Here is a 14,505-nt window from a genome sequence, read left to right on the forward strand (position 1 = left end):
AAAAGAATAAAATAAAGTAAATGCTTGATGGAAAAGCCCTTAACCCAACATATCAACTTGCAACAGCCACTAAGCCTTAAAGAATACGAAGCTAAGGGTGGTTATTCAGCTGTGCGCAAAGCATTAAAGATGACGCCACAGGAGGTTCAGAAGATGGTGCAGGAGAGTAATCTGAAGGGGCGCGGTGGTGCTGGTTTTAACACGGGGATGAAGTGGAGTTTTGTACCAATGGGAGAAAATGCGCCTCATCCCAAATACCTCGTTGCCAACGCAGACGAAATGGAGCCAGGTACCTTTAAAGACAGGTTGCTCCTTGAGGGACATCCACACCAGTTGATAGAGGGTATGATCGTTGCCGCTTATGCCATCCAGGCTGATATATCGTATGTCTTTTTACGTTGGGCGTATAAAAAAGCAGCGGCCCTCATTCGCAAAAGTATAGCTGAAGCCTATGAAGCTGGCTACCTGGGAAACGACATCCTGGGCAGCGGCTGGAGCCTGCAAATGCACCTGCACACTGGTGTTGGCCGATACATGTGTGGAGAGGAGACTGCTTTGTTGAATGCACTGGAAGGAAAGCGTGCCACGCCAAGGGCTAAGCCTCCTTTCCCTCAGATCAGCGGGTTGTTTGGCAAACCAACGATTGTCAATAATGTGGAGACATTTTGCTGTATTCCTCATATCGTGAATAATGGAGCAGATTGGTTCAAAGGTCTGAGTAAGAGCGAAGATGCAGGTACAAAGATCTATGGTGTCAGCGGTAAGGTAAATCGTCCGGGGGCATGGGAATTACCCATGGGTGTAACCGTTAGAGAACTGATTGAAGAGCATGCCGGTGGTATGAAGAATGGCTATAAAATCAGGGGCATATTACCTGGTGGTGCTTCTACCGACTTTCTAACTGTGGATCATCTTGATGTGAAGATGGATTTTAAATCAGTTGCTGCAGCCGGAAGCCGTATGGGTACAGGGACCATGATCGTGATGGACGATGCAACCTGTCCTGTTGGCTTTGTGCACAACCTGCAGCACTTTTTTGCGCAGGAAAGTTGTGGCTGGTGCACCCCTTGTCGTGAAGGGCTGCCCTGGGTGGAAAGGATACTCTTAAGTATTGAAAAAGGGGAAGGGCGCACAGAAGACCTGGAACTGCTGCAGATGCATGCACAATTCCTTGGGCCGGGCAATACCTTTTGCGCACTGGCGCCAGGAGCCATGGAACCCCTGCAAAGTGCCTTGAAATATTTCAGGGACGATTTTGAAAGACATATTCATCAAAAGGGATGTCCTTATTAAAAATCTACCATGCCAACTATATACATCGATAACAAACCATACGAAGTAAAAGAAGGTAAAAACCTTTTGGAAGCTTGTCTTACCCTGGGATTTGACCTGCCCTATTTCTGCTGGCATCCGGCACTTAACAGTGTTGGCGCTTGCCGCCAGTGTGCGGTAAAGGTCTATAAAGATGAAGCCGACACGAAGGGGCGCCTCGTTATGAGTTGCATGGAAGGCGTGAAAGATGGTATGAGACTTTCCATCAATGATCAGACTGCCAAGGCATTCCGTGAGCAGATCATTGAATGGCTCATGACCAACCATCCACATGACTGCCCTGTATGTGATGAAGGAGGCAGCTGTCATTTGCAGGATATGACAGTAATGACTGGTCATGATTACCGTCGCTATACATTCAGGAAGCGTACCTATAAAAATCAGTACCTGGGACCGTTGCTACACCATGAAATGAACCGGTGCATTCAATGTTACCGGTGTGTTCGGTACTACCGGGATTATGCCGGGGGTGATGATCTGAATGTTTTTGCAGCACATAACCATGTTTATTTCGGAAGAGATAAAGATGGCGTGCTGCAAAGTCCATTCAGTGGTAACCTGGCAGAGGTTTGTCCAACCGGTGTATTCACTGATAAGACACTCAAAGAGCACTACACCCGTAAATGGGATCTGACAATGGCGCCCTCTGTTTGTAACCATTGCAGTGTGGGATGCAATATCATTGCCGGTGAGCGTTATGGTGAACTGCGTTGTATTCTGAACCGCTATAATGGCGACGTGAATGGTTATTTTATATGTGACCGCGGACGCTATGGGTATGAGTTTGTCAACAGTGAAAACCGGATTAAGCAACCTATAATTCGCAATAGAACAGGGGAAGCTGCCAGTGAAGAAGAACTGATGCGTTCTATGGGTACCATCCTCACGCATCAAAAGTTGCTGGGCATTGGTTCGCCAAGAGCTTCTGTGGAAAGCAATTTTGCCCTCATGCAACTGGTTGGCCATGATAACTTTTACCAGGGGGTAAGCGAGGCTGAAGCATACCTGACCAGGAAGATAGCTGGCTGGATGCAAACAGGAAGCATACGAAGTGCATCCTTGAAAGAAATTGAACAGTCGGATGTAGTTGTCGTCCTGGGCGAAGATATCTGGAATACGGCTCCCATGATGGCCTTAGCAGTTCGTCAATCAGTAGTGAAGACTGCGGCAGCACAGGCAGCCCAGAAAACCAACCTGCCTCTATGGCATGATGCCGCTATTAAAGAATATGTGCAGGATCAAAAAGGATTCCTGGCCAATATAACGGTCGCTGGTTCACCACTTGATGAAATTGCTGCACACCAGCAGTGCTTAGCACCAGATGATATCGCAAGGCTGGGTTGGGCAATCGCTCATGAACTTGATGCTTCATTACCTGGGGTATCTAATGATGAATCATTATTGCAGCAAGCGCAGGCTATAGCAAATGCGTTGAAAACTGCTAAAAATCCTGTGATTATTAGTGGGATCACTTGTTATAATGAAAGTATTTTGACGGCTGCCGTCACCCTTGCTACTGCTTGCCATGCAAAAGTGGGTTTTGCACTGCCTGAATGTAATAGTATGGGGCTTGCCCTGATGCAGGCGCCTTCGTTGGAGAAAGCAGTTGACAGGATGCAAAGGGAAGGGGATTCCTTTACTGTTGTTGTCCTGGAAAATGACCTGTATCGTAACATATCTGCAACCCTGGTTGATGATTTCTTTAGCCATTGCAGGAATGCTGTGGTGATTGACTCCCTGCACAATGCTACAACAGAAAAAGCCCAGGTGTTGATACCGTCAGCAACTTTTGCTGAGGGCGATGGCACACTGGTGAATTATGAAGGCCGTGCCCAGCGATACTTCCAGGTGTTTGTGCCAGCTGAAGGAATTATTAAGGAAAGTTGGAAGTGGTTGTGGCACTTGTACCTTCTAAAAATGCAAGCGGGTAACGGGCATGACCATTACCCGAATGAGTTATTGGAAAAACTGGAATCTGTGTTGCCGCAATTTAAAGGCATCACCAAATCTTCTCCACCACGTCACTTTACTATACACGGGGAACGTATTCCCCGGGAGCCGCATCGATATAGCGGACGCACAGCTATGCTGGCCGACCGGAATGTTAGCGAACCAAAACCAGTACAGGATAACGATTCCCCGTTTTCTTTTACTATGGAAGGATTCAAGGGGTTGCCACCGGCACCCTTGATTCCTTTCTTTTGGGCCCCGGGATGGAATTCAGTGCAAGCCGTGACCAAGTACCAGGAAGAACCTGGCGGTTCATTAAAGGGAGGTGATCCGGGGATTAGCTTATTTAAGGAACCCACCCAAACAACTCCTCTTGTTTTTCATGAAATACCAGAAGCGTTTGCCGTCCGGCACCAGAAATGGCTGCTGCTGCCGCAATACCATGTATTGGGTTCTGGAGAACTCAGCAGCTATACGAAGGCCTTGCAGGAATTATCACCGCAGCCAAGTATTGCTTTGTCTGCTGAGGATTTGCAGGGTCTGGGTGTTGAGGAAGGCTCATCTGTGCAGTTAAAGATTAATGGGACAAGTTGCATGCTTCCTGTGAAGATTCAGAAAGGTTTACCCAAAGGGATTGCACTTGTTGCGGCCGGATTGCAGGGATCGCCTGTGATGAGTTGGGGAGAGTGGGGGAAAATCGATGGAATGACGAATGGGGGAGAATAGATGATAGATGGTAGAGGAGATTTGGGGTTTGGAGTTTGGAGTTTGGGGGCTGTTAGAGGGCTGTATGTACGGAGTAGATATAGAGTTCCTATGGAGTTAGACCGCAGTAAGGTCTCTATAAAGTCTCTATAAGGTCTCTATATGGTCGGGAGGGGAAAGGTAAAAATTAGAATATTAAACATACGAAACATGACCGTAACACAACATGTTCTCATTGTAGTAGGGGTTCTGTTTGTGATGCTGAATATTGCCGCCGGGTTGATCTGGGTGGAACGGAGAATGCTGGCGCTTTGGCAGGACCGGCTAGGACCCAACAGGGCTGGACCCCTGGGAATTTTTATTGTAGTGGCGGATACTTTAAAACTGTTTTTTAAGGAAGACTGGATCCCTCCTTTTGCAGATAAGAAAGTGTTTGTCCTGGCGCCGGCCATTGTTGTGGGCAGCGCTTTGTTAAGTTTCGTCATTATCCCCTTTGCTCCGGGCATTGTGGTTGCGGATCTCAATGTAGGATTGCTTTTCTTCCTGGCTATGTCGTCGATAGGTGTTTACAGCATCGTATTGGGTGGTTGGGCGTCGAACAATAAGTATTCACTGTTAGGAGCATTGCGTGGCGCATCACAGATGATCGCATATGAAGTGTTTATGGGATTGAGCCTGATGGGTGTGGTGATGCTAACAGGTTCGTTTAAGCTATCAGACATTGTAGCTGCACAGCAGGATATGTGGTTTATTATCAAGCAACCTGTGGCCGCCATTATTTTCTTTATTGCTGGTATAGCCGAAACGCACCGCCTGCCTTTTGATATTCCTGAAGCTGAAAGTGAATTGATTGCTGGTTTCCATGCTGAATATTCGGGTATGAAGTTCGGGATGTTCTTCGTAGGGGAATATATCGGGATTACACTGATTTCGTCTATGATGACTACCATGTTTTTTGGTGGTTGGCTGGGACCAGCCTTTCTGCCACCATGGGCCTGGTTCTTTATTAAAACTTTTGCTTTCATCTTGTTTTTCATTCTGCTCCGCGCATCATTGCCAAGGCCACGTTATGATCAATTGATGGAAACGGGATGGAAGATATTGCTGCCTCTTGTATTGGTGAATCTGCTAGTGACGGGGGCAGTGGCCTTGTGGACCAGGGGATGACGGAATGACGAATGGGAAATGTAGATGTTATTATATACGGTTGACTTTAAAACTATTTCTATGTTTAGTCACATTCGCACGATCTGGTTGACGTTTTTACACCTTTTCAAGAAAAAGGTCACAATAGAGTATCCTGAGGAAAAAGTAAAACTACATCCGCGTTGGAGGGGAAGGATCGTATTAACCAAAGATCCTGATGGCGGTGAGCGCTGTGTCGGGTGTTATTTGTGTGCTGCGGCCTGCCCGGTTGACTGCATTGCATTGCAGGCAACTGAAGATGAAAATGGACGCCGTTACCCGGAGTTTTTCCGCATTAACTTTTCCCGGTGCATCTTTTGTGGCTTTTGTGAAGAGGCCTGTCCTACCTATGCCATCCAGTTGATACCGGACTTTGAAATGGGCGAATACAAGCGCCAGAATTTGGTATTTGAAAAGGAAGACTTACTGATCAATAGCCAGGGCAAATACCCGGGATATAATTTTTACCAGGTAGCAGGCATCCAGGCCGGCGTTAAGGGGAAAGGAGAAGGGGATAATGAAGAGCCGCCTGTTGACGTGCATAGTTTGTTGCCCTAAACCCTAACCCTCCCGTAATGACGGGACAAACTCTGCTTTGGTGGTACCAGCTCTAAAGGGGAGTGTTAGAAAACAGAAACTAAAAAAATGAATGTCTTATTTTATTTATCATCAGCTATCGCTATTGCAGCGACAATTATGGTTATTACGCGTTATAAACCGATCCATGCGCTGTTGTACCTGGTCGTTTCGTTTATGGCTGTAGCCATGATCTTTCTTTCGCTCGGTGCGCCGTTTGTTGCTGTCCTTGAAATCATCTTGTATGCAGGTGCGATCATCGTATTGATGATTTTCGTTGTGATGATGCTGAACCTGGGCTCAGAAACCGCACAACAGGAAAAAGAATGGCTACTGCCAAAAGTGTGGTTAGGTCCATCCATACTGTCATTGGTATTATTGGGAGAGATCATTTACCTGCTGCTTCGTTCAGGAACGGGTAATGCATCTTTTATCTTCATCGATTCAAAAAAAGTGGCCCTGTCACTATATGGTGAATACATCATCGCCGTAGAGTTAACGGGCTTCCTGTTGATGGCTGGTATCGTTGGTGCTGCCCATATTGGTAAGCATAAGAAGAAACATTTGCACCGGTTCTTGCAGGAAGAGGAAGTTAGTACCAAGATAGAGGTAAGAAGCACGAAACCTGAAGATGAGAAACAGACTAAACCAGTGGCGTATAAGCCATGAAATAGTAAAGATCTCATGCTCTGAAACACCGTTGAACCAGACGTATATACTTTGAACTCCAAACCATATAATCATGCCCTTTAACCCTCAGGCTGTATTGATTGTTGCCGCTATACTTTTTGTGTTGGGATTGGTTGGTGTGCTGACAAGAAAGAACATCATTTTCATCCTGGTTTCAGTTGAGATCATGCTGAATGCCGCGGGACTTGCTTTTGTAGCCGCCGGAGCGAGGTGGGGACAGCCTGATGGACAGGTGATGTTTTTGTTCATCCTTGCAATGGCTGCTTCCGAAGTTTCTGTTGGACTGGCATTGGTAATGCAAACTCACAGGCAACACAAGACATTGGATGTTCAGGAGCTTAGGGAATTGAGAGATAAGACGGAAGAATACTCATCAATATAACAAGACAAATTATGCAATATGAATAACCTGCTTGCATTAATTCCTGCTTTGCCATTGGCTGGATTTTTAATACTATCTCTTACGGGCAGGCATTTGCCTAAAAGCATTATTGCAGGAATTGGAGCCGGTTCTGTAAGCGCTGCAGCCCTGATCACCATTTTCATTGGTATGCAGTTTTTACAATCACCGCCTACCGGGAATGCCTATACTCAAACGTTGTGGCAATGGATGCAAACGGAAAACTTTTCCGCGGGCATTGATCTCCGGATGGATGCATTGACACTTGTATTTGTGTTCATCATCACTTTTGTCGGGGCCTTGATTCACATTTATTCAACCGCTTTCATGCGTCACGACCGTGACTATGCACGCTTTTTTGCCAGCATGAATTTGTTTGTCTGTTCCATGCTGCTGCTGGTAATGGCAGATAACCTGGTGCTGATGTATTTAGGATGGGAAGGGGTAGGTTTGTGCAGCTTCCTGCTTATTGGCTTCTGGTATGAAACACCGGCTAATGTGGCTGCAGCTAATAAAGCCTTTTACATTACACGCATTGGTGATACAGCAATGGCTATTGGCCTCTTCCTGCTGTTCCGTGAATTAGGAACGCTGAACATTCCTGAAATCATGACGCAAGCGCCCGCTCACTTCCAGCCCGGTGCTTCTAATGTTACATGGATTGCTTTATTACTACTGGCAGGAGGAATGGGTAAATCTGCCCAGTTGCCTTTGCAAACCTGGTTGCCGGATGCCATGGCAGGCCCATCGCCAGTGAGTGCGTTGATTCATGCAGCAACCATGGTGACTGCCGGTGTATACCTCATTGCCCGTATGCATGTGGTGTTTCAATTGTCGCCCGTGGCTATGGCTGCAACAGCAGCTATAGGTGCCATTACTTTGTTTGTGGCTGGCTGTAGTGCAATGGCGCAAACTGACATCAAACGCATCCTGGCTTATTCAACTATCAGCCAGATCGGTTATATGTTCCTGGCCTTAGGTGTAGGAGCATGGAGTGCAGGCATCTTCCATTTCTTTACCCATGCCTTCTTTAAAGCCCTTTTATTCCTTGCTGCGGGCGCTGTTATAGAGTCGTTGCACCACGAACACAACATCTTTAGAATGGGAGGGTTGAAAGACAGGATGCCTGTTGTATTCTGGACTTTCCTGGCAGGTGCAGCAGCATTGGCGGCATTGCCTTTGATCAGTGCCGGCTTTTACAGTAAAGACCAGATCTTGTGGTATGCCTGGAGTGCTCAAAATGGAAATCCTATGCTATGGTTGGTTGCCATTGCCGGTGCTTTAATTACTGCTTTTTATACAACCCGCCTGATGATTGTGGTATTCTGGGGCGATATGAAGACCCATATTGGTGAGCGTCCTGGTAAAGCGATGACCATCCCGCTTATGATCCTGGCCGTTTTAAGTATTGTTGCAGGGTTTATTGAGTGGCCACACAACCTGGTACATCTTTCTTTATTCTCTGACCTTGTTCAGAGGTATCTGCCCGAAACATTGTTACAGGAAGGGCACCCTCCTGAAATTATCTTTCAACTGGTAGCAGCTGCTGTTACACTTTTAGGGGTGTATGCCGGTTATGTTTTGTATTACAAGAATACTTCGATTCTTGAACAATGGAAGGCATCTCCTGCGATGTTGAGTTTGCGGAATTTCTTTTATAAGGGCTGGGGATTCGATGACTTATATGACACTGTATTTGTAAGACCGTTTTACTTTCTAACCCGTATCAATAAAAGTGATGTTTTTGACCTGTTGAACAAGGGTATTGCCACTACCAGCCAGCGCTTGAATGAATGGTTCTCGTTTTCTCAAAACGGTTCATTGCGCTGGTATGTAGTGGGTGTGCTGATTGGGATCATTTTCGTTTTGGGGCTGCAGATATGGGGGTGATATATGGCACTTTAACTAAACAAATCTTTTTTTATGATACTTGCCTGGATGATCATCATATTAATGGCTGGGGGGCTTATTTGCTGGTTGTTGGCTCGATGGAACAAAGAGGTAGTGAAATGGGTGGCGCTACTGGCTGTACTGCTCGATCTTATATTGGCTTGCAGCATCTGGTGGCAACATGGTGGCGTTCCAACAAGTGGCGCCAATGCATGGCTGATCGATTATAAGGCGGCATGGGTGCCTACATATGGCATCAGTTTTCACATGGCTGCGGATGGGCTGAGCCTGGTGATGTTATTGCTTACTTACTTTTTGGGTACACTGTCTGTACTCTGTTCGTGGAATGAGGTGAAAGGGAGAATAGGATTTTATTATTTCAACCTCTTATTTACACTGACAGGTATCAGTGGCGTATTTGTTGCCTTGGACCTTTTCTTATTCTACTTCTTCTGGGAAGTAATGCTGGTACCAATGTTCTTTTTGATTGCCATTTGGGGCGACAGCAACCGGCGTTATGCTGCCTACAAGTTTTTCATCTTTACACAGGCTGGTGGTCTGCTTATGCTGATCTCTATATTGGCTTTGTATTTTATTGCATCGGCTCAAAACGGCGCTTTTTCTTTTGATTATACCGACCTGTTGGGTACCACCATGCAGGCTTCTACTGCCCGTTGGATCATGCTGGGATTCCTGCTGGCCTTTGTTATTAAGTTGCCAATGGTCCCATTCCACAACTGGCTTCCTGATGCCCATAGTGAAGCACCTACGGCAGGTAGTTTGATCCTTGCCGGTTTGTTGTTGAAAACCGGTGCATATGGAATCATCCGTTTTGTATTGCCCCTCTTTCCACAGGTAACGGCTGATGTTGCCTGGTGGGCAATGCTGTTAGGAGTTGTTGGTATCATTTATGGAGCGCTGCTGGCCTTTGCACAAACCGATATCAAGCGGTTAATTGCTTACACTTCTGTCAGTCACATGGGCTTTGTCCTGGTAGGCATATTTGCTTTCAGGGAGATGGCGATGCAGGGCGTGGTGATGCAAATGGTCACACATGGTATCAGTACGGGCGCCTTGTTCGTATTAGCGGGCATGTTGAAAGAACGTTTACACACGAGAGATATTGGCAGGATGGGTGGTTTGTGGACCTCTATGCCGGCAATGGGAGGTGTCGCAATGTTGTTTACTATGGCTTCGCTGGGCTTGCCGTTCCTGGGCAACTTCATTGCGGAGTTTCTGATCCTGATGGGCAGTTTCGGAAGCAACGTGGTCATCACTGTCCTGGCAACCTTGGGACTGGTATTTTCGGCACTCTACTCCCTGCGACTATTGCAGAAAGTTTTCCTGGGGCAACCATCATCACATATAAGTCTGCCTGATTTAAGTATGCGCGAAATGTTGATAATGGCTTCGCTTACTATTGCCATTGTGTTGCTTGGATTGTATCCACAACCTGTAATGAACCTTGTTTCTCCGGTCATTAAAGGAATGGAGAAAAGCGTCAGTTTTGAAATGAACAATCATCAATCTGTAATCTCAATCCCATGACCTCAGTCCAACTCCTTGCCTTACTTCCCTTTATGCTGTTAGCAACAGCATCCATCATTGTGATCCTGCTGATCGCTTTCAAGCAGTCTCATACTGTTATCCAGGTAACTGGTTTTTTAATGATGTGCAGTGTCATCCTGGCCATGTGGTATGTGCGTGATGTGTTGCCTGTTGCTGTGCTTCCTTTGCTGGTAGTAGATGGCTTTGCCGCCATATTTACGGGTATGATCATTTTCTCCGTGCTGGTGGTTGGTTTGTTTTCCTTCATCTATTTCGAAGAGCGGGAAGAAAATCCTAAAGAGTATTATATCCTGCTTTTCCTGAGTACACTTGGAGCCGCTGTATTGACCATCAGCCGGCATTTCATTTCACTCTTTATCGGTCTGGAGCTGTTGAGTGTCAGTTTATATGCATTGATCGCTTACTTGCGTACCCGCAACAATGCTGTTGAAGCGGGTTTGAAATATCTTGTATTGGCGGCTGTATCTTCGGCCTTTTTGCTCTTTGGGATGGCATTGATCTATATGGAAACAGGCAGTATGGAATTCAATGCAATAGCCCAGAAAACAGGTACAACTCTTTCTCCTTTATTTGTGACAGGGGTAGGATTGATGGTTGTAGCCATTGGCTTTAAACTGGCCATAGTGCCGTTTCATTTGTGGGCCGCTGATGTGTACCAGGGCGCACCTGCACCCGTGACTTCATTTATCGCTACTGTTTCAAAGATTGGTGTATTTGCTGTTCTGCTCCGTTTTGGACAGGCTGTTCATTTGCAGGCCAATTCCCTGGCCTTTACCATTTTTGCCGCACTGGCAATACTTTCCATGATTGCTGGTAACATCCTGGCCCTGCGGCAGGATAATATCAAGCGGTTGCTTGCTTATTCGTCTATTGCTCACTTTGGTTATCTGATCGTTGCATTCCTGCCCGGCAATGAGGCAGGTGTTGAAGCCTCGATGTTTTACCTCCTGGCTTATTCCATTACTACACTGGTAGCTTTTGGAATCATCACACTCTTATCTACACGAGAAAGGGATGCAGAAAAATTAGAAGGTTACCGGGGGTTATTCTGGCGTCATCCTATACTTGCCGCAGTTTTAACTGTTGCCTTATTATCCCTCGCAGGTATACCACTTACGGGTGGTTTTATCGGTAAGTTTGCTGTGCTGACTTCCGGCGTACAGCAGGGTTTATGGGCGCCGGTTATTGTGTTGGTTCTTACCAGCGTTGTGGGGATCTATTACTACCTGCGTATACTGACTACATTGTTTGCGGAAGCGCCATCAATTGCTAAAAAAGAAAAAGTGCTGCATCCATTTTTTTACAATGCCATGTACGCAGCACTGATTGTTCTTGCCGTCATACTCTTAGGCATTGGTGTTTTCCCAAGTGGCGTAATGAATGGAATTAAAGAGTTCCTGGCTATTGGTGGTCAGTAAGGTTGGTATGAAAGTTTTAAGGAATTTTATGCAAGAAAAAATACTTTATTATGAAAAGATTATTTGTAATCAAACTATTATTTGTTCTATTGTGTTCTCAATTTGTGTTGCTTGCTTGCAGTAATGAAAAGAAAACAAGCAGCAGCAACAAAGAAAGCAGTATGCAGGGTGGAGCTATAGCTACACTTGCAGGCACAAAACCTGATACTGCTGTAACAGGAACTGTTCAGTTTGAACAGATGCAGGGCGGCAAAGTGAAAATGAAACTGGATATATCTGTTCCCACCAAAGCCAATCAAAGTGTGGCGGTGCACATTCACGAACATGCAGATTGTGGCGAAATGGGAAAACATGCCGGGGGACACTGGAATCCCACCAACAGTAACCATGGCAAGTGGGGCAGCAGTTCCTTTCATTCAGGTGATATAGGGAACATAAATTTAGATGCCAGTGGCAAAGCAAGCATGGAGCTGGAATCAGACTTGTGGTCAATTGGCGGAGATCCTAAAACGGACATCCTCAACAAGACCATTATTGTACATAGTGGTGTAGATGATTATACTTCCCAGCCTTCAGGTAATTCAGGGGAAAGGATTGGCTGTGGGGTGATTCAAAAACAATAAGGATGCAGCAGTAGAATAACAATAAAGCCCACTTTCCGGTGGGCTTTATTGTTACCTGTTTCAATGAATGATCATTCAGCAACAATGAATGTAATGGGTTGTTTCCGGTAAGCATTTACGTTACGTCCGTTTTGAATGGCAGGCGTCCATTGTGGTCCTCTTTTGATGACCCGTATAGCTTCTTCTTCCATTCCATAACCATGGTTCGTTAATGCTTTTACATCACTGATATTTCCTTGCTTATCTACGATGAATTGAACAACAACGGTATAAGATCCGTTAGGTGCTCCGTTTTCAGCCGGCGTATTGCTATTCAGTTTGTTTTGCAGGTAGCGTGACCAGGCACTTAAACCACCTGGGAATTCAGCTTCTATCTCAACTTTGTCGAAAATTTCTGGTTCATTTTCTTTTGCTTTGGGAACTTCCACTACATTCTTATTATCGTCTATAACTGGTGGCGTTGCAAGACCCGGATCTTTAGTACCTTTTATATTTACTACGTCAATCTTTGTATCAGCCAGTGTTGTGACATCAGGTGGAAGATCTTCTTTCTTCACCTGATCGTCTTCTACAATTTTAATATTTGTAAGCTTAGTATGTTCCACTTGCGGTACTTCTTGTTTTGGTGGTGTAATAGGAGGGGGATCCGGTTTCTTATCATCTGTTTTAATTTCTTCTATCACAACATCTCTTATATCAATTTTTGCATCATTTTTCTCTATCGGTTTAGCAAAAGATGCAATAAACAGAAATGCAGCAAGACTGCCAGTAATGGCCAAAGCAGTAATAATGCGGCTGTTGTATGTCTTTCTTAAATTGTAAGCTCCGTAATCTTTGTTCCTGTTCTCAAAGAGAATGTCAAGAATGTCGGCTTTTAAAATTTTGGTTGCGTCCATATGTTAAGTTTATTATTGAGATATAACTTTTGTTTTTTTCCATAAACCTTTCAAGAATTTTTTTAATTACTGCATGTGCAATCAACGGTTATACAAGCCAGTTTTCGCTTAGCTGTTTATAATAGACTATTGTGTAATTTTGACACAGCTGGAATTAGTAATTTATTTTTTCTACCTGCCATTGATTTATACATGTACTTTTTCTTCATGCGTTTAAGTTGCCAGGAATCCCTTTACTTTTGCTCCCTTTAAAATATCCTGAAACGATGACCATACGCAATAACTGGACGCTCCAGGAAGTATCCGAAATTTATAACCGGCCTTTATTGGACCTGGTTTTCCAGGCAGCACAGGTGCACAGAGAAAATAATGCTTATAGTGAAGTGCAGGTGAGCAGCCTTATTTCAATAAAAACAGGTGGATGCACGGAAGATTGTGCCTACTGTCCACAGGCTGCCCGGTATAATACTGATGTCCATGTACATGCGCTGATGCCGCTGGAAAAAGTAGTAGCGCATGCACAGAATGCAAAAGCCAATGGTGCCTCCAGGATCTGTATGGGCGCATCATGGAGAGAAGTACGGGACAACCGTGATTTTGACAGGGTACTTGAAATGGTAACCGCTGTCAATGAAATGGGCGTTGAAGTATGCTGCACGCTGGGTATGTTGACGTATGAACAGGCGGAAAAATTAAAGGCTGCAGGTTGTTTTGCTTACAACCATAATGTAGATACCTCGGAAGATTATTACACAGAAATCATCTCCACCCGTACCTATGATGACAGGCTGCATACATTAGAGAACGTACGTAAGGCTAAACTGACTGTATGCAGTGGTGGTATTATCGGGTTGGGTGAAACCAATGAAGACCGGATCAAGATGTTGCACACACTAGCCACCTTACCGGTACATCCGGATTCAGTTCCCATCAATGCATTGGTACCAGTAAAAGGGACTCCATTGGAACACAACAAGCGGGTAGGTATCGATGAAATGCTCCGCATGATCGCGACTGCAAGAATCATCATGCCCAAAAGTGTTGTGCGCCTTTCCGCAGGCAGAAATGAAATGAGCCTGGCGGAGCAAGCACTTTGCTTTATGGCGGGTGCCAATTCGATCTTTTCTGGCGAAAAGTTGCTCACGACTCCGAACCCCGACGTCAACGAAGACAGGCTGATGTTCCAGTTGTTGGGGCTAACACCCAGGGCTCCGTTTAAGGATGTACAGCAGGAACATGCTCATTTGGTGTCAGAAAAGGGATGAGCGCGC

General features: G+C 45.5%; 12 protein-coding genes. 11 read left to right on the forward strand and 1 reads right to left on the reverse strand.

Translation table 11 applies throughout. From position 1 onward, the window contains the following. The first annotated feature begins 27 nt into the window (after window positions 1-27). The 10 genes from nuoF (at window position 28) to OCK74_RS03205 (ending at window position 12,338) form a co-directional block, all read left to right on the forward strand. Window positions 28-1,293 carry an NADH-quinone oxidoreductase subunit NuoF gene (gene nuoF / locus OCK74_RS03160; protein ID WP_279295538.1) on the forward strand — a complete coding sequence of 422 codons (1,266 nt, stop codon included), beginning with the start codon at window positions 28-30 and terminating at the stop codon, window positions 1,291-1,293. Window positions 1,294-1,302: 9 nt separating this feature from the next. After that, entirely contained in the window at window positions 1,303-4,008 is a 2,706-nt protein-coding gene (nuoG, locus tag OCK74_RS03165; protein ID WP_279295539.1) for an NADH-quinone oxidoreductase subunit NuoG, read from the forward strand. Between the two features lie 189 nt (window positions 4,009-4,197). Continuing rightward, a complete protein-coding gene (gene nuoH / locus OCK74_RS03170) occupies window positions 4,198-5,154 on the forward strand; it encodes an NADH-quinone oxidoreductase subunit NuoH (protein ID WP_279295540.1) in 957 nt (318 codons plus the stop codon). A 60-nt stretch (window positions 5,155-5,214) separates the two neighbouring features. Further along, window positions 5,215-5,730 carry an NADH-quinone oxidoreductase subunit NuoI gene (nuoI, locus tag OCK74_RS03175; protein WP_279295541.1) on the forward strand — a complete coding sequence of 172 codons (516 nt, stop codon included), beginning with the start codon at window positions 5,215-5,217 and terminating at the stop codon, window positions 5,728-5,730. An 87-nt stretch (window positions 5,731-5,817) separates the two neighbouring features. Beyond that, on the forward strand, window positions 5,818-6,417 hold the full coding sequence (gene nuoJ, locus OCK74_RS03180) for an NADH-quinone oxidoreductase subunit J (RefSeq protein ID WP_279295542.1): 600 nt from the start codon (window positions 5,818-5,820) through the stop codon (window positions 6,415-6,417). A 73-nt stretch (window positions 6,418-6,490) separates the two neighbouring features. After that, entirely contained in the window at window positions 6,491-6,820 is a 330-nt protein-coding gene (gene nuoK / locus OCK74_RS03185; protein ID WP_279295543.1) for an NADH-quinone oxidoreductase subunit NuoK, read from the forward strand. Between the two features lie 18 nt (window positions 6,821-6,838). Further along, window positions 6,839-8,728, forward strand: coding sequence for an NADH-quinone oxidoreductase subunit L (gene nuoL / locus OCK74_RS03190; RefSeq protein ID WP_279295544.1), 1,890 nt, complete (start codon window positions 6,839-6,841; stop codon window positions 8,726-8,728). Between the two features lie 33 nt (window positions 8,729-8,761). Then, window positions 8,762-10,276 carry an NADH-quinone oxidoreductase subunit M gene (gene nuoM / locus OCK74_RS03195; RefSeq protein WP_279295545.1) on the forward strand — a complete coding sequence of 505 codons (1,515 nt, stop codon included), beginning with the start codon at window positions 8,762-8,764 and terminating at the stop codon, window positions 10,274-10,276. Beyond that, a complete protein-coding gene (locus OCK74_RS03200; protein ID WP_279295546.1) occupies window positions 10,273-11,715 on the forward strand; it encodes an NADH-quinone oxidoreductase subunit N in 1,443 nt (480 codons plus the stop codon). The genes nuoM and OCK74_RS03200 overlap by 4 nt, the downstream gene beginning before the upstream one ends. 50 nt (window positions 11,716-11,765) lie before the next feature. Then, on the forward strand, window positions 11,766-12,338 hold the full coding sequence (locus OCK74_RS03205; protein ID WP_279295547.1) for a superoxide dismutase family protein: 573 nt from the start codon (window positions 11,766-11,768) through the stop codon (window positions 12,336-12,338). 71 nt (window positions 12,339-12,409) lie between these two features. On the opposite strand, the gene OCK74_RS03210 is transcribed toward OCK74_RS03205, so the two are convergent. After that, window positions 12,410-13,234, reverse strand: a complete 825-nt coding sequence (locus OCK74_RS03210; protein ID WP_279295548.1) for an energy transducer TonB — start codon at window positions 13,232-13,234, stop codon at window positions 12,410-12,412. Window positions 13,235-13,500: 266 nt separating this feature from the next. Here OCK74_RS03210 and bioB point away from each other — a divergent pair, with 266 nt between their 5' ends. Then, window positions 13,501-14,499, forward strand: coding sequence for a biotin synthase BioB (gene bioB / locus OCK74_RS03215; protein WP_279295549.1), 999 nt, complete (start codon window positions 13,501-13,503; stop codon window positions 14,497-14,499). Window positions 14,500-14,505: the final 6 nt, after the last annotated feature.

The sequence above is a fragment of the Paraflavisolibacter caeni genome (assembly GCF_025628885.1).
Lineage (GTDB): Bacteria > Bacteroidota > Bacteroidia > Chitinophagales > Chitinophagaceae > Flavisolibacter > Flavisolibacter caeni.